The sequence below is a fragment of the Flavobacterium fluviatile genome, from assembly GCF_010645065.1.
GTDB lineage: Bacteria > Bacteroidota > Bacteroidia > Flavobacteriales > Flavobacteriaceae > Flavobacterium > Flavobacterium fluviatile.
The window spans coordinates 1-16095 of the sequence record NZ_JAADZW010000028.1 but is presented as its reverse complement, the minus strand read 5'-3'; the positions used below and the strand labels follow the sequence as shown (position 1 = coordinate 16095).

Genomic DNA, 16095 nt, shown 5'->3' with positions numbered 1-16095 from the left:
ATTTAAATTAATTAATTTTGCAAAATAAAAAAAGTATGAGCTATAAAGATAAAATGTTACGAGACGATGCTTTAAAAGGAAAAGTCATTGTAGTTACAGGCGGCGGAAGCGGCTTAGGAAAAGCAATGACCAAATATTTTTTAGAATTAGGAGCTCAGGTAGCGATTACTTCCAGGGATTTAGAAAAGCTAAAAACCACTGCTACCGAATTAGAAAATGAAACCGGTGGAAAATGTTTACCGCTTCAGTGTGATGTTCGCCATTATGAAGAAGTTGAGAATATGCTTCAGGAAGTTCTAAAAACTTTTGGAAAAGTAGATGTTCTTTTAAATAACGCAGCCGGAAATTTTATTTCTCCAACCGAACGCTTATCTGCCAATGCATTTGATACCGTTATAGATATCGTACTAAAAGGCTCCAAAAACTGTACTTTGGCTTTTGGAAAACACTGGATTGACAGCAAACAAACAGCTGCAACGATTTTGAATATTGTAACCACTTATGCCTGGACAGGATCTGCTTATGTTGTGCCAAGTGCTACAGCAAAAGCAGGAGTTTTGGCTATGACCAGAAGTCTGGCTGTAGAATGGGCAAAATACGGAATCCGTTCTAATGCGATTGCACCTGGACCTTTCCCGACTAAGGGCGCATGGGACAGATTGTTACCGGGAGATTTGGCAGAGAAATTTGATATGGCCAAAAAAGTACCTTTAAAACGTGTTGGCGATCATCAGGAGCTGGCAAATCTGGCTGCCTATTTGGTCTCAGATTTTTCAGCTTATGTAAACGGAGAAGTTATTACAATTGACGGTGGTGAATGGCTGAAAGGCTCAGGACAATTTAACTTATTAGAAGCAATTCCCGAAGAGCTCTGGGATCAGCTTGAAATGATGATAAAAGCAAAAAAGAATAAATAATTACAAGTGCTTACTAAATTCAGAATATTTTATTAAAACTATACTGATTGCACCAAATCCCGAAGGTTTTACTTTCGGGATTTTTTTTGTTTTTAAACCATATAAGTCATATAAGAGATTATAAGTTTTGTGCGGCGTTTTTAAATGAACTTATATAACTTATATGGTTTAAAATCGTTCTGTTTTATAGTTTAAATGTTTAGCCATTCAGTTTAATTATTATTTTTGCCAAACAAATTATAACATCAAATTTTATGCTCATTATCGGAATTGCAGGGGGAACAGGAAGTGGAAAAACAACTGTAGTACACCAAATTATGAACGAATTACCGCACACAGAAGTAGGTGTAATTTCTCAGGATTCGTACTATAAAGAAACCCATAATTTGTCTTATGATGAAAGGGCCTTAATCAATTTTGATCATCCAAGATCTATTGATTTTGAGTTATTAGAAAAACATCTCAAAGCTTTAAAGGCTGGTGAAACGATTGATCAGCCGGTTTATTCTTTTATTCAGCACAACAGAACTGACGACACCGTTACAACACATCCAAGAAAAGTAATGATTGTTGAAGGTATCCTGATTTTAACAAATCCCGAATTACGAGAGCTTTTTGATATTAAAATTTATGTTCATGCCGATTCAGATGAAAGATTAGTCCGTCGTTTAAAAAGAGATATTTCTGAACGAGGACGCGATATCGACGAGGTTTTGACACGCTATCAAAACACCTTAAAACCTATGCATGAGCAATTTATCGAGCCCTCAAAAGCATTTGCTGATATTATAATTCCGAATGACAAATACAATACCGTAGCAATTGATGTAGTTCGTGCCGTAATTAATCAGCGAATTTCATAATTTTTATTGTAAATTTATTCCATAAAAATAAGGAGCTGTTCCCGCTTTCGCCTTTATCTTTTTATGGCAGAAAAACATAAAAAGGATATCGGCTCTATCGGGGCTAAAAGATAAAACTCAAATGAAAAATCCGTACAAAGATAAATCCTGGTTCAAATTCTTAAGCAATAAATATGTTTGGGTTTTGCTTTTTTTTATAGTATGGATGCTGTTTTTAGACAATTATTCCTATTTCGACCACCGGTTTTTAAACAATCAGATTCATGAGCTTGAAGACAATAAAACCTATTATCAGGAAGAAATAAAAAAAGATCAGGAACAAATCAAACAACTCAAAAATCCTGAACAGATAGAAAAATATGCCCGCGAGAAGTACTTCATGAAAAAAGACAGCGAAGACATATACATTATCAAATTTGAAGGCGACACGATTCAGGAAAAAGAATAACTAGAAAAACACCCAATGGCTACTACCCTATTCGACGATTTTAGTCCGATTTCATCCAAACAGTGGAAACAAAAAATTCAGTTTGAACTGGATGGGGCCGATTACAACAAAAACGTAATCTGGAATTCTCCTGAAGACATACAGGTAAAGCCATTTTATCATTACGAAGAAGATTTCAAAACTGCTTCGGTAAAAACACAGGCTTCAAATTTTAAAATCTGCCAGAACATTTTCGTTTACGATATTGAAAAATCGATACAAAGAGCTTTAAACACTCTTGAAAGAGGAGCTGAAAGTTTACGCTTTACAATTCAAAACGAAACAATCGATGTTCAAGAATTATTAGAAAATCTTCCTTTAGAAAACCGAATCGTTTACTTTAATTTAAATTTCATTTCAATCGATTTCGTAAAAAAACTGGATACTATTTCTATTCAAAAAAAAGCGATTTTTTATTGCAATTTTGATCCAATTGGTCATTTAGCCAGAGAAGGAAACTGGTTTGTGACATCTGACAAAAACAACTTTGAAACTCTTGAAAATATTTCGAAAGCAACGACAAATCTTTCTTTATTGAGCGTCGATTTAGGATTGTACCAAAATGCCGGAGCCAATATCACTCAGCAAATCGCTTATAGCCTGGCACACGCAAATGAATATTTGAATCGTTTTCCAAACACAACAAAACCCATTGTTTTTCATATTTCTACAGGAACGAATTATTTCTTTGAAATTGCAAAACTCCGTGCCCTGAAAATGCTTTTCAATTTGATTGCTGCCGAATACAATCCTGATTTAGAATGTCATTTACTGGTTACACCAACGAAACGCAATAAAACGATTTACGATTATAACGTCAACATGCTTCGGACCACCACAGAATGCATGTCGGCAATATTAGGAGGCGCTGATGCAGTTGCCAATTTGCCTTATGATTCCTTGTATCATAAAGACAATGAATTTGGCGACCGTCTTGCCAGAAATCAATTACTGATTTTAAAACACGAAAGTTACTTCGACAAAGTGGACAACCCTGCTGATGGCAGTTATTATATTGAGAGCTTAACCATTCAGCTTGCCGAAAAAAGTCTTGCTCTATTTAAAGATATTGAAGCCAACGGAGGTTTTTTGAAACTTTTGAATGACGGGACCATCAAAAAGAAAATTCAGGAAAGCGCCAATAAAGAACAGGAATTATTCGATGCTCAAAAAGAAGTTTTATTAGGCACCAATAAATATCCAAACCCTGAAGATAAAATGAAACATGATTTGGAACTGTTTCCTTTTGTAAAAATAAAACCGAGAAAAACATTAATTACACCGATAATTGAAAAAAGATTAGCAGAGAAATTGGAACAAGAACGTTTAGAACTTGAAAAAGACTAATTCCTAACAACTCATATTGATAAAATTAAATAATTATGGAAGCAATAAGAGCCGTAATTAAAAAAGATCCATTTTTATTTCAAATAAAAATATGACAATGTAAGAATCATATTCTTTAAAACTTTTCCATATGCTATACATTATTCGATTTATGAAAATTGCATTGTAATAAAATCTATTTTTCATACATCATGGAATAGTGAATTAAACCTATTTTAAACTTTACTTTACACCTTGAGAAAAGACTTTAAACATATTAAATTAAAAGTTAACAGTGAAGAATCAGGCGAACCATTGCATGAGTCAGAATCTTTAACTGATACATTTACCACAGCAGAAGGAATCCAAATCAAAAAAAGTTATTCTGAAAAAGATATTGAGGAATTAGACTTTTTAGATTTTGGGGCAGGTTTTACACCATATCTGCGAGGTCCGTATACAACTATGTATGTACAAAAACCATGGACTATCAGACAATATGCAGGATTTTCGACTGCAGAAGAAAGCAATGCTTTTTACAGACGAAATTTAGCATCCGGCCAAAAAGGCCTATCTGTCGCATTTGATTTGCCAACACATCGCGGCTACGACTCGGATCATGAAAGAGTTATGGGAGATGTTGGAAAAGCTGGTGTTGCTATTGACTCTGTTGAAGACATGAAAGTACTTTTTGACCAGATTCCATTAGATGAAATGTCGGTATCCATGACCATGAATGGCGCTGTTTTACCTATCATGGCTTTTTATATCGTTGCTGCAGAAGAACAGGGAGTTGCAACTGAAAAACTTTCTGGCACCATACAAAACGACATTTTAAAAGAGTTTATGGTTCGGAATACCTACATCTATCCGCCCAGACCTTCGATGAAAATTATTGCCGATATTTTTGAATTCACTAGCAAAAAAATGCCAAAATTCAATTCTATTTCCATTTCCGGATATCACATGCAGGAAGGGGGCGCAACGGCTCATATCGAGCTGGCTTATACACTGGCAGATGGGCTGGAATATATCAGAACCGGATTATCAACGGGCATGACCATTGATGAATTTGCCCCAAGACTATCATTTTTCTGGGCTATTGGCATGAACCATTTTATGGAAATTGCCAAAATGAGAGCCGGAAGAATGATTTGGGCAAAACTGGTAAAACAGTTTAATCCAAAAAGTGATAAATCATTAATTTTAAGAACACACTGCCAGACAAGCGGCTGGAGTTTGACGCAACAGGATCCTTTTAACAATGTAACCCGAACTTGCATAGAAGCCGCAGCAGCTGCTTTTGGAGGAACCCAATCATTACATACTAATGCGCTGGATGAAGCAATTGCTTTGCCAACGGACTTTTCTGCAAGGATTGCACGCAACACGCAGATTTTTTTACAGGAAGAAACCAAAATTACCAAAACGGTAGATCCGTGGGCAGGAAGTTATTATGTGGAAAGCCTTACCAATGAAATGGTAGAGAAAACCTGGAAACTTATTGAAGAAGTAGAAGCATTAGGAGGCATGACGAAAGCCATTGAAACCGGAGTCCCAAAACTTAGAATTGAAGAGGCAGCTGCAAGAAAACAAGCGAGAATAGACAGCGGACAGGATATTATTGTAGGTGTAAATAAATTTAAATTAGAAAAAGAAGATCCTTTAAATATTTTAGACATTGACAATCAAACTGTCCGAAGGCAGCAAATTGAAAGGCTTGAAAAAATAAAAACAACCCGAAATACGGAAAAAGTAAACCAATCACTCGAAAAATTAATTCATTGTGCTAAAACCGGTCAGGGAAATTTACTGGAAATTTCTATTGAAGCTGCGAGAAACAGAGCTACTTTAGGTGAAATCAGTAATGCTCTCGAAAGTGTTTTTGGCAGGTTCAAAGCACAAATTAAATCTGTTAGTGGCGTGTATAGTGCAGCAATTAAAAACGACGAAAATTTTGAAAAAGCAAAGCAGCTTGCTAATGCTTTTGCGAAGCAGGAAGGAAGGCGTCCTAGAATCATGATTGCTAAAATGGGACAGGATGGGCATGACCGTGGTGCAAAAGTAGTAGCAACTGGCTATGCTGATGCAGGCTTTGATGTTGATATTGGCCCTTTATTTCAAACTCCTTCAGAAGCGGCAAAACAGGCTGTTGAAAATGACGTTCATGTTTTAGGCATTTCATCACTGGCTGCAGGTCATAAAACATTGGTTCCACAAGTGATTGACGAACTTAAGACACTTGGCAGGGATGACATTATGGTAATTGTCGGAGGTGTAATTCCGGCACAGGATTATCAATACTTGTTTGATGCGGGTGTAGTTGCAATTTTTGGTCCTGGAACTAAAATAAGTGAAGCCGCTATCAAAATTCTTGAAATTCTAATTGATTAAAAACATAAAAAATCCCGATTATTCGGGATTTCATTTTTGACGTAACTTTTAATCGTTAATTGTTGCGTTACTATCTGCTTCAATATAAGACAGGTCATAACCTCCAAAGGCTTTCATATAACTTCTTAATGAAGTGCCGTAAGCATCCCTAAAACGCCTGTTTCCTTTGTTTTTAAAAAAGTTTTTTACTGAACCTGCGCCTCCTAAATGGGCTGCTGCTAAAATTCCGGATTCGGTGATCTCAATCCCATTAATAATCTTTCCTTCATACTTTTCGATTTCTCTGCGCAGAATCCATTTGTTTTTTGACAATAATGCAATAAATGCTTTTTCCTGTAAAGCAGGATCTTTCAAAAAAGCTTTGTCGTTGTGAACACCTACAGCTCTCAAAGTCTTAGAACCAAATTGGTATTTTCCCATGTAACCAATGGAATTTACTTTTCGGTATTTTCCCTGGGATTCTTTAAAAGCTACTGCTTCTTTAAAGCCAATAAGACGTTTTCCGGTAAAGGGAGTTTTTAAATTGGTTGAGGAAGGATAGTCATCCTTGTCCTGAGATGGAAATATGTATGCTGATCCATCTGTTTTTTCTGCATAAAACCAGGGTTTGGTTTCCAGATTAAAGGGTTTAAAACCCAAAGTTAAAAATGTAATAATAATGATTAAACTACTGTAATAATACCATTTCTTTATCATAAATTGTTTTTCTTCAAAACGCTGTCACCTTTTTGAAATTTCTACGGCGCAAAGGTAATGAATTAAAAAAAATACTGATAATCAACAAATTAGCAATTTTAAAAATAGATCAAATATCCTTTAAACCCTTTATTGGCGGTATATTCGAGAGTTGGAGCCGGAATTTTTATTGTGTTTAAAACAGAAAAAAGTGTTTTAAAAAAGTGTGATTTTATATTAATTTTAGCTAAATCTAAATCAAAACTAAGATAAATCTGACGAAAATTATCTGGGTTTTGGCCAAAATCAGGAAATTCAGTATTATGATTTCCGGATAACATCGATTCTCCTCCATATCCAAAAGCTACATTTAGCCATTTCGGAATTTTTGTTTCTTTAGCAAAAGAATGCAGGTTTACAGAAAGCCAATAAGTTTGTCCGTTATAATCTTTTAAAATCTGCTCATTCAGCGATTTTCCGAGCTTATCCGGATTTTGATTTGCATATCGAGTAGTATGAAAGGAAAATTTAGGCTTGATTCGCTGTTCTTTCCAAAGCAATTCCTGTGAAACATATAAAGCAGTTCCGGTAGCATTAGCAAATATATCAGCTGGTGATGCACCCCATTCTGCAGAATATCCGTCTAAAACTTCAACAGCAGTGAGAAATGCAAACCCTATACCAGCCCCGTAAATTAACTGATGCTTTTTACTCGCACCACTCCAGTTCAGTGCTTCAGCACCAAATCTTCCTAATTGATATGCTGAATAAAAATGCCCAACTTTATCCATTTGAAGCCATTCATCATTATCATTTATAAAATGAAAATTAGATCTTGGATAATCGGCATACCAAATCTGATTTAATCCAATTAAAGTTGCCGAAGCCAAAGCGACTTCGGTTATAATAACTGTATTTTGTCTCTTTTTATTTAAAGTATCTGAAGGCTTAAAAAAATTATCGATTTTATTCTGGGCTTCCGCAGATTGAAAACCCAAAAACAAAATCGATAATAAGAAGGAAATTTTAAAACTCAAAGTTATCTTGTTACGCCCTGACCGGCAATCCAGTCTGAATATTTTTTTGCATTAATGGTGTGCTGTTCATAACTTGAAGCAAATTCATGATAACCAAAACGATCTGTACTGGCACAAAAATAAATATAATCGTGTTTTTCAGGATTTAAAACCGCTTCAACAGCCGTAATATCAGGCATTGCAATTGGTCCCGGAGGAAGTCCGATATTCACATAAGTGTTGTAAGGAGATCTCATAATCAAGTCATTATAAAAAACCCTTTTTATAACCTGATCAAAATTATTGTCACGCAATTTTAAGGCATATATCACTGTTGGATCTGCTTGTAAAGGCATTTCTAAACGTAATCTGTTTAGATAAACTCCGGCGATACGAGGTCTTTCATCCTTTTTAACTGATTCTTTATGTACAATAGAAGCTAAAATTGTAGCCTGAACAGGCGTTAAACCTTGTTTTTTTGCTTTTTCAATTCTTTCTGAAGTCCAAAAGTTATGGTATTCCTTAATCATTTTATCACGGAATTTCACTGCCGAAGTATTCCAATATACTTCATAAGTATTCGGAATAAACATAGCGAAAACATTCTGCTCATTAAAACCATTTTGCCTCAGGAAAACAGAATCTTTAATAGCTTTCAAAAGTGATAAACTATCAGCTTCTATTTGAGAACCAATTCTTCCGGCAAAATTCTCTAATCGCTCCTGATTGTTAAAAGCCAGCTTAACCGGAACATTAGATCGCATTGCACGAACCAAATCAATATTGTTCATATCTTTTTTTAGTAAAAAACGACCAGATTTTACATTTTCAGTATAGCTGCGTTTGTTGGCAACCATCTCAAAGTTGTCGAAATTCTTAATATAGGGCTCTAGTATTTTTTTAACATCTGCATAAGTAGCATCAGTGGGAACATATACGTAAAGCTCTTTTTCTTCAAATTTTGTATTGGCACTAAAAATTTTGCTAATTAGAATAAATCCGTAAATCATTAAAACTGAAATAACAACTACGGCAACTATTGTGATAATCTTTTTTAATTTCAAAGTCTAAAATTTAAATTTGTTTGTTAATTAACTGAAAAATTGCCTCGTCCTCATAGTGTCCATTTAGCAAAATCCAATCTTTTTTTATTCCTGTTTGTTCAAAGCCAAATTTAGTAAAAAGAGCTATACTTGCTACATTTCCTACACCAATATTTGCATATAATTGATGCAGATTTAAATTGTAAAAAGCATATTTAATTAACAACTCTACAGCCTCAGAACCAATATTTTGATTTCTGTTTTCCTTATTTTGAATTACAATACCTACTCCTGCCCTGTTGTTTTTAGGATCAAAATCAAATAAATCAATCAGTCCAATCGCCGGAAAATCTTGATCCAGACAAATAGCCAGGCGCAATTGTTTCGCCTCATAAATGTCCTGATGGGCGTTTTCAAGATATTGCCGGATTAAATAACGGCTATAAGGTGTGTTTGTATTGCTGACTTCCCAAATATTCTGGTCGTTTTCCATTACATACACAAACTCCAAATCATTAGGTTCTAATGCACGCAGGTAAATATTTTCGCCTTTAAGAGTTATCATTATTGACTGTAGATTTACTGAATATTAAATCTCTATTGTTCCCTTAAACACAAATTGTGCAGGACCAATTAAAAAAACATTCGTAAAATGTTCTCCTAACTTATCAAAAGAAACGGCTAATTTTCCTCCTTCAACATTTATATCAATCGAAGTTTTATCTGTTTGTCCTGTTGCATTCATGGCGATTGCTACAGCTGTAGCACCAGTGCCACAGGCTAAGGTTTCATCTTCAACACCTCTTTCATAAGTACGAAGTGAAAATTCAGAATCGTTTATTTTTTTGACAAAATTGATGTTGCTTCCTTTTTGTCCGTACAATTCTCCATAGCGAATGGCTGCTCCGTTTTCTTTTACATTATAATGTTCCAGATCATCAACAATTTGTACATGATGAGGCGAGCCGGTATTCAAAAAAGTATAGGAATCTTTCTTTTGAACTTCATCCACATCAATCATCTGCAATGAAACAATTGAATCATTATTTACAGTTGCATGATGCAAACCGTCTGTAGCTATAAATGTGGTTTTATTTTCGATCACACCTAATTGATTAGCAAAGGCCACTAGACAACGCCCACCGTTGCCACACATCGAACTTTCGTTTCCATCAGAGTTATAATATACCATTCTGAAATCTGTTTCAGCATCATTTTCCAATAAAATAAGGCCGTCAGCACCAATTCCGAAACGTCTGTCGCATAATCGCTCAATAAGTCTTACATCCTTTTTGGGAAAAAATTCTGAACGGTTATCAATCATTACAAAATCGTTTCCGGTACCCTGATATTTATAAAATTCTATTTGCATTTTTTAGTTGTTAGAACTACAAAAGTACGAACTATTAATTAATGAAATGTTAATCAATGTTAAAGAGCGTTAAACCGTTTTTCAAAATAAATTTTTGATTTAATTTTACGTTAGTAACTTAAACATAAATCCTAATTATGAAAAGATTTTCAAGCTTATTTTTAGTGGCATTGTTGAGTGGTGCTACTACTCTTGGTGCTTACAAATTATTATTTGACGGCAGCAATTCTTTATTGGGAAGAGAAAATCCTGTTGTTACTCTTGCCCCTCATTCATTTGGCAGAAATGTCGGTCTTGCTGCTGAGGCAGTAGATTTTACTGAAGCTGCTGATAAAACAATTCATACTGTTGTTCACGTCAAAAATGTTTCAAGAAGAACAGTAAGCAATCCTATGCTGGAGTTTTTCTATGGCTATGGAGGACAACAGCAACAAGAACAGGTTGGAACCGGATCGGGAGTCATTATTTCTGAAGACGGCTATATTGTAACCAACAATCATGTTATTAAGGATGCAACCGAAATAGAAATTACATTAAACAATAAAAAGTCATACAAAGCAAAATTAATTGGTACAGACTCCAAAATGGATATTGCTTTATTGAAAATTGATGCTAGCGAAAAGTTGCCCTACACTGCTTTTGCAAATTCTGACAGTGTAAAAGTTGGAGAATGGGTTTTGGCCGTTGGAAATCCCTATAACTTGACTTCAACTGTTACAGCAGGGATTGTTTCGGCGAAAGCAAGAAATTTAGACACCAGCGGAATACAATCCTTCATTCAGACGGATGCCGCAGTAAATCCTGGAAATAGTGGTGGGGCATTAGTTAATACCCGAGGAGAATTAATAGGGATTAATACTATGATTTCTTCCATGACCGGATCTTATGTTGGATATTCTTTTGCAGTTCCATCAAACAATGCCCGCAAAATTGTCGAAGATATAATGGAATTTGGGAATGTACAAAGAGGAATATTGGGTGTAGAAGGAGGCGAATTAAACAGTAATGCTTCTAAAGAATTAGGTATTTCTGAAACGCAGGGATTTTATATCAATAAAGTTACTCCTAAATCCGGAGCACAAAAGGCCGGACTTACAAAAGGAGATATTATTGTAAAATTAGACAATCAAAACATTTCGACATTTGCAGATCTTTCCGGATATATCAATACCAAAAGACCTAATGATGTTGTACAGGTAACTTATATCAGAGAAGGAAAATCTAAAACAGCCTCAGTAACGCTAAGTAAAAATGAGTTTTTTAGTACAGAATTCAAAGGAATTGAACTGGAAAATATTGATGCCTTAGACAAAAAGAAATTCAAAATTGATTATGGTGTTAAAATCAAAAACATTACAAATGAAAACCTGTTGCAATATCAAAATGAGCTCCAGGGCAATATAATTTTAAGCATTGATAATATCAAAGCAACGAATGTAGAAACAGTTTCTAAGCTTTTAAATAAAAAAGACGAAGGTCAAAGTGTCCGAATTGAAATGATCAATCGAAATGGAGAAATCTTTAGAATTATAATCTAACTGAAATAACTACTTTTTTTTCAACTTACAACAACAAATGCTAAAAGCCATCATGATCTAGATGGCTTTTTCTTTTACAAAAAAAAAGAAACTAATTTTTAAATAGGAAGTACCGTTGTACTCTTTACTTCAGAAATCACAAAAACAGTATTAATTAAGGATACTTCCGGCAAAACTGATAATTTCTTCTGGTGAAAATAATGATAGCTTTCCATGTCCGGAATTATAATTTTAAGCATATAATCAAAATTTCCAGAAACATAATTGCATTCTACAACTTCAGGCATATTTAAAATCGACTGGTTAAAACCTTCAGAAGTATCATATGTCTGTTTTGTTAAAGTTACCTGACAATAAACAGTTAGATTATTTCCTAGTTTTTTCTTATTTAAAATTGAAACATACTTCTCTATAACACCTTCTTTTTCAAGGCGTTTAACTCGATCATGAACCGGTGTTAAAGACAAATTTATTTTGTTTGCAATGTCTTTTAGCGTATAATGAGCATTCACCTGTAAAAGACGTAGGATTTTTTTATCAATTTCATCTAAAGCCATACAATAACATTTTCTGTAATTAAATCAAATCAGTCATTTTTTCTCTTTTAAGGAAAAAAGGGAATTAATTTAGAATATTTTTCTGTAAAAGTATAAAATAAAATAATATTTTCTTATTTAAGACTGAATAATCATTAATATATTCTCTATTAATACATTTGTAACATAACTTCATAAAAAAACAAAATACATAACATTATGATAATAGGTGTTCCAAAAGAAATTAAGAATAATGAAAACCGGGTAGCTTTGACCCCCGCTGGTGTTTCTGAAATGAAAAAACACGGGCATACAATTTACGTTCAGTCTACTGCCGGTTTAGGAAGCGGTTTCAGCGATGATGAATATGCACATGCAGGTGCAGCTATGTTGTCTTCTATTGAAGAGGTTTATGCGATTGCAGAAATGATTATCAAAGTAAAAGAGCCAATCGCCTCTGAATATCCTTTAATTAAAAAAGATCAATTGCTTTTTACATATTTTCACTTTGCCTCTTCAGAAGAATTAACTCACGCAATGCTCGAAAAAGGCGCTGTGTGTTTAGCTTATGAAACTGTAGAAAAAACAGACCGAAGCTTGCCTTTATTAGTTCCAATGTCAGAAGTGGCAGGTCGTATGGCGATTCAGCAAGGAGCAAAATATCTTGAAAAACCATTAAAAGGAAGAGGAATTCTTTTAGGAGGTGTTCCAGGTGTGCCGCCTGCTAAAGTATTAGTATTAGGAGGCGGAATTGTGGGAACTCAGGCTGCAAAAATGGCTGCTGGTTTAGGTGCTCAGGTTACTATAATGGATTTAAGTTTGCCTCGTTTGCGTCAATTAGACGATATTATGCCTGCAAATGTAAATACTGAAATGTCAAACCATTATAATATCACAAGAGCTATTAAAGATGCTGACTTAATTGTGGGAGCAGTTTTAATTCCCGGAGCAAAAGCACCACACTTGATAACAAGAGACATGCTTAAATTAATGCGTCCCGGAACTGTAGTAGTTGATGTTGCTGTAGATCAGGGTGGTTGTATAGAAACCTGTACTCCAACAACACACGAAAATCCAACTTTTATTATTGATGATATTGTTCATTATTGTGTGGCTAATATGCCTGGAGCAGTTCCTTATACATCTACTTTAGCTTTAACGAATGCTACTTTGCCATATGCTTTGCAATTAGCAAACAAAGGCTGGGAAAAAGCTTGTAACGAAAATGAAGAGTTAAAAAAAGGACTAAACATTTCCAATGGAAAAATACTTTATAAAGGAGTTGCCGAGGCATGGAATCTTCCTTTCAATGAAGAAATAGTATTAACAGAATAGTTATTACTATAAAACGTGCTTACTGACTCACTCTTAAAATGCTTTTCAACAACAGAAAAGCATTTTTTTTACATAAAAAAACCTGCCTCAAAGACAGGTTAATAACACTAAGATATTACTTTTCATCCAACACTTCCTGCAGTACTTTTGCTTCTGTTCCATTAGGAAAAGTAACTTTTATTTTTTGAGAAATGGTTGGTGCAATTTCAGTAATCGCTTTTTTATCATAAGATTCACCTTTTTTAATATGCCATCCATAAAAGATTGCTGGTACGTGAGTATCATATATATAAGCCGTTCCGTGTGAAGTACCAGTTGGCAAATATTCAATAACGCCTGGTTTGCCTATTAAAACCATATCACCATCCTGAGTAACATCATATCCTTTGGCAACAAAATCCAGATAATAATCATTTCCACAATTAGCCAAAATCTCTTCTTCCGTATATACTTTTTTAACCTGAGGAAGTGAAATCAAAAACTCTTTAAATGCTTGTTTTACTTTAACTAAATCCAAACCTTTATCCTTAATAACTTCTTTATTAAAAAAAATATTAAAATTTGAATAATTCAAAAGTAAATCAACTCCAAACTTTTTCACTGAGAAATCCTGTAAACTCTTCCTAAAATCTTTTGACGGATAGTTATCAACATCATATTTGCGGTCTTTCAAAAAAGTAACATTTTCAGCACCGGCATGATCGGCTGTTAAAAAAAGTAAATAATTGTCTTTACCCACTGTTTTATCCAGATAACTTAAAAAGTCGGCTATTGTCTGGTCTAATCTCAAATAAGTATCCTGAAGTTCCATCGAACGTGGACCTAATAAATGACCAACGTAATCTGTAGAAGAAAAACTAACAGTTAAAAAATCAGTAATATTGTCTTTTCCCAACTCTTCTTTTTCAATGGCTTTTTTTGCAAAATCAGCTAATAAATCATTTCCGAAAGGGGTAGATCTCAATATTCCTGCATCATTTTTTTCATACATCGTCTTCAAATCGTATGGAAAAACAGGTGCAGAACTGCCATACAATTTCCCTTCATAAGGATTATCATCCGGAAGACTTTCATTGTAAATTGAGGCAGGTTTGTATAAATCCCAACCCTTATTAATATATTTCAAATAATTTTTCTCATTATTAAATTCTGAGACCCATTCGGGCAATTTTTCTCCATAAAAAGTACTTGAAATAAAAGATCCCGTTTTGCTGTACCAAAATGCCCAATTAGCAAAATGTCCTGCTGGCAAAATTGCGCCCCGGTCCTTAAGGCTCATTCCAATCACTTTCCCCTCAAAATTTGTAGCCATTCTAACTTCGTCAGTTATAGTAGTACTTTGTAAGTTTTTTGGAGACATTTCTCCTTCTTCTGCAGTTCCGTCACCAAGTGTTTTTACCGAATTGTCATCTGTACAATATATTTGCTTCCCAAGATTCCTGCTAAACCACTCATTACCCACAATCCCATGAGTTGAAGGTGTAGTACCTGTATAAATTGATGCATGCCCCGGAGCTGTATAGGTAGGCACATAATTATAATGCATATTTTGAAATGTATATCCATTATTCATTAATCTTTTGAATCCATTTGTAGAAAAATCATCTGAAAATCGATATAAATATTCCATTTTCATCTGATCAATTACAATTCCTACAATTAGCTTCGGACGTTGTTGAGCTGTTATGTTTAAAATAACAAACTGCATTAACAATACAATACTTTTTTTCATAGTAAACTTATAAATTAAAAAAAACAAAAATACAGATTAGAGATCAAAAAGGGTGCTCTAAATTCATATTTAAAATCAAAGTTTACTATAATTTAACAAGAAGCATAAAAAGAATTATGGCGTTTCCCTTAGGGGGCGGGCTGTCCGCTGTATCTTTTGCGGCAGAAAGTTTTGGGTAAAAAGAGAAGACGCCAGCCGCAAAAGGATGCCGCTTCCATCCCTAACGCGGCTTTGGGATAGACCATAGAATTGGGATTAAACAGCTCATGCTGTCAATAAAAAAAGCGCAATTACTTATTTAAGCAATTGCGCCTTTAGTACTCAGAGCGGGACTTGAACCCGCACGGACATTGCTGTCCACTGGATTTTAAGTCCAGCGTGTCTACCAATTTCACCATCCGAGCATGCTGTGGTACCTCCAGGGATCGAACCAGGGACACATGGATTTTCAGTCCATTGCTCTACCATCTGAGCTAAGGTACCTCACTTAAAACAAAAAACCCTATTCACTTGGAATAGGGTTTCAAAGAAAGGCGACGACATACTCTCCCACAAGACTGCAGTACCATCTGCGCAGGCGGGCTTAACTTCTCTGTTCGGAATGGGAAGAGGTGAGCCCCGCCGCAATAACCACCTTAAGGTTGTTAGTAATTAGTACTTAGTGCTTAGCAATTAGTCCTTAGACCATTTACTAGTTACTTTTTACTAGTTACTGCTCGACGAGCCAATATTTTAACATACTGAGATAAAGAATATAAATTGTATCTGTCATCCTGTAAGGATCTAGAAAGTTCTCTCCTCCCGTCTTGTGGACGGGAGGAAAAGGGTGTACATAAGCTTACGGATTATTAGTACTACTCG

General features: G+C 34.8%; 14 protein-coding genes, 2 tRNA genes and 1 rRNA gene. 7 read left to right on the top strand and 10 right to left on the bottom strand.

The window, feature by feature from the left end; all coding sequences use genetic code 11:
- The first annotated feature begins 35 nt into the window (after nucleotides 1-35).
- The 5 genes from GXM17_RS19065 (at nucleotide 36) to scpA (ending at nucleotide 5987) form a co-directional block, all read left to right on the top strand.
- The gene (locus GXM17_RS19065; protein WP_163401137.1) at nucleotides 36-917 is read left to right on the top strand and encodes an SDR family oxidoreductase; all 882 of its coding nucleotides are present in this window, start codon (nucleotides 36-38) and stop codon (nucleotides 915-917) included.
- A 254-nt stretch (nucleotides 918-1171) separates the two neighbouring features.
- Nucleotides 1172-1780, top strand: coding sequence for a uridine kinase (gene udk / locus GXM17_RS19060; protein ID WP_163401136.1), 609 nt, complete (start codon nucleotides 1172-1174; stop codon nucleotides 1778-1780).
- Between the two features lie 121 nt (nucleotides 1781-1901).
- Entirely contained in the window at nucleotides 1902-2228 is a 327-nt protein-coding gene (locus tag GXM17_RS19055; RefSeq protein ID WP_163401135.1) for an FtsB family cell division protein, read from the top strand.
- 15 nt (nucleotides 2229-2243) lie between these two features.
- Nucleotides 2244-3614, top strand: coding sequence for a methylmalonyl-CoA mutase subunit beta (locus tag GXM17_RS19050; RefSeq protein WP_163401134.1), 1371 nt, complete (start codon nucleotides 2244-2246; stop codon nucleotides 3612-3614).
- A gap of 234 nt (nucleotides 3615-3848) precedes the next feature.
- A complete protein-coding gene (scpA, locus tag GXM17_RS19045) occupies nucleotides 3849-5987 on the top strand; it encodes a methylmalonyl-CoA mutase (protein WP_163401133.1) in 2139 nt (712 codons plus the stop codon).
- Between the two features lie 48 nt (nucleotides 5988-6035).
- On the opposite strand, the gene GXM17_RS19040 is transcribed toward scpA, so the two are convergent.
- From GXM17_RS19040 to dapF, 5 genes are all read right to left on the bottom strand, one after another.
- Entirely contained in the window at nucleotides 6036-6683 is a 648-nt protein-coding gene (locus GXM17_RS19040) for a peptidoglycan-binding protein LysM (RefSeq protein ID WP_163401132.1), read from the bottom strand.
- 98 nt (nucleotides 6684-6781) lie between these two features.
- On the bottom strand, nucleotides 6782-7699 hold the full coding sequence (locus GXM17_RS19035) for a DUF2279 domain-containing protein (RefSeq protein WP_163401131.1): 918 nt from the start codon (nucleotides 7697-7699) through the stop codon (nucleotides 6782-6784).
- A 2-nt stretch (nucleotides 7700-7701) separates the two neighbouring features.
- A complete protein-coding gene (mltG, locus tag GXM17_RS19030) occupies nucleotides 7702-8742 on the bottom strand; it encodes an endolytic transglycosylase MltG (protein WP_163401130.1) in 1041 nt (346 codons plus the stop codon).
- 10 nt (nucleotides 8743-8752) lie between these two features.
- Nucleotides 8753-9286, bottom strand: a complete 534-nt coding sequence (locus GXM17_RS19025) for a GNAT family N-acetyltransferase (RefSeq protein WP_163401129.1) — start codon at nucleotides 9284-9286, stop codon at nucleotides 8753-8755.
- A gap of 24 nt (nucleotides 9287-9310) precedes the next feature.
- Entirely contained in the window at nucleotides 9311-10093 is a 783-nt protein-coding gene (gene dapF, locus GXM17_RS19020) for a diaminopimelate epimerase (RefSeq protein ID WP_163401128.1), read from the bottom strand.
- Nucleotides 10094-10230: 137 nt separating this feature from the next.
- Here dapF and GXM17_RS19015 point away from each other — a divergent pair, with 137 nt between their 5' ends.
- Nucleotides 10231-11631: a Do family serine endopeptidase gene (locus GXM17_RS19015; RefSeq protein WP_163401127.1), complete on the top strand. Its 1401-nt coding sequence runs from the start codon at nucleotides 10231-10233 to the stop codon at nucleotides 11629-11631.
- A gap of 98 nt (nucleotides 11632-11729) precedes the next feature.
- On the opposite strand, the gene GXM17_RS19010 is transcribed toward GXM17_RS19015, so the two are convergent.
- A complete protein-coding gene (locus GXM17_RS19010; RefSeq protein ID WP_163401126.1) occupies nucleotides 11730-12188 on the bottom strand; it encodes an Lrp/AsnC family transcriptional regulator in 459 nt (152 codons plus the stop codon).
- 198 nt (nucleotides 12189-12386) lie between these two features.
- Between GXM17_RS19010 and ald the strand changes: the two genes are divergently transcribed.
- A complete protein-coding gene (gene ald / locus GXM17_RS19005; protein WP_163401125.1) occupies nucleotides 12387-13502 on the top strand; it encodes an alanine dehydrogenase in 1116 nt (371 codons plus the stop codon).
- A gap of 115 nt (nucleotides 13503-13617) precedes the next feature.
- Here the strand turns inward: ald and pafA are convergent, their stop codons facing one another.
- The 4 genes from pafA to rrf all read right to left on the bottom strand — a co-directional run bounded on the left by pafA (nucleotide 13618) and on the right by rrf (nucleotide 15872).
- Nucleotides 13618-15234, bottom strand: a complete 1617-nt coding sequence (pafA, locus tag GXM17_RS19000) for an alkaline phosphatase PafA (RefSeq protein WP_163401124.1) — start codon at nucleotides 15232-15234, stop codon at nucleotides 13618-13620.
- A gap of 318 nt (nucleotides 15235-15552) precedes the next feature.
- Nucleotides 15553-15638, bottom strand: a tRNA-Leu gene (locus tag GXM17_RS18995).
- Nucleotides 15639-15644: 6 nt separating this feature from the next.
- Nucleotides 15645-15717: transfer RNA gene (locus GXM17_RS18990), tRNA-Phe, on the bottom strand.
- Nucleotides 15718-15762: 45 nt separating this feature from the next.
- Nucleotides 15763-15872 (bottom strand): 5S ribosomal RNA (gene rrf / locus GXM17_RS18985).
- Between the last annotated feature and the right edge of the window lie 223 nt (nucleotides 15873-16095).

Excerpts from the sequence above, each read along its gene's own strand:
- GXM17_RS19065 (WP_163401137.1), top strand. The coding sequence starts at position 36 with ATGAGCTATAAAGATAAAATGTTACGAGACGATGCTTTAAAAGGAAAA.
- udk (WP_163401136.1), top strand. The coding sequence starts at position 1,172 with ATGCTCATTATCGGAATTGCAGGGGGAACAGGAAGTGGAAAAACAACT.
- GXM17_RS19055 (WP_163401135.1), top strand. The coding sequence starts at position 1,902 with ATGAAAAATCCGTACAAAGATAAATCCTGGTTCAAATTCTTAAGCAAT.
- GXM17_RS19050 (WP_163401134.1), top strand. The coding sequence starts at position 2,244 with ATGGCTACTACCCTATTCGACGATTTTAGTCCGATTTCATCCAAACAG.
- GXM17_RS19040 (WP_163401132.1), bottom strand. The coding sequence starts at position 6,683 with ATGATAAAGAAATGGTATTATTACAGTAGTTTAATCATTATTATTACA.
- GXM17_RS19025 (WP_163401129.1), bottom strand. The coding sequence starts at position 9,286 with ATGATAACTCTTAAAGGCGAAAATATTTACCTGCGTGCATTAGAACCT.
- dapF (WP_163401128.1), bottom strand. The coding sequence starts at position 10,093 with ATGCAAATAGAATTTTATAAATATCAGGGTACCGGAAACGATTTTGTA.
- GXM17_RS19015 (WP_163401127.1), top strand. The coding sequence starts at position 10,231 with ATGAAAAGATTTTCAAGCTTATTTTTAGTGGCATTGTTGAGTGGTGCT.
- GXM17_RS19010 (WP_163401126.1), bottom strand. The coding sequence starts at position 12,188 with ATGGCTTTAGATGAAATTGATAAAAAAATCCTACGTCTTTTACAGGTG.
- ald (WP_163401125.1), top strand. The coding sequence starts at position 12,387 with ATGATAATAGGTGTTCCAAAAGAAATTAAGAATAATGAAAACCGGGTA.
- pafA (WP_163401124.1), bottom strand. The coding sequence starts at position 15,234 with ATGAAAAAAAGTATTGTATTGTTAATGCAGTTTGTTATTTTAAACATA.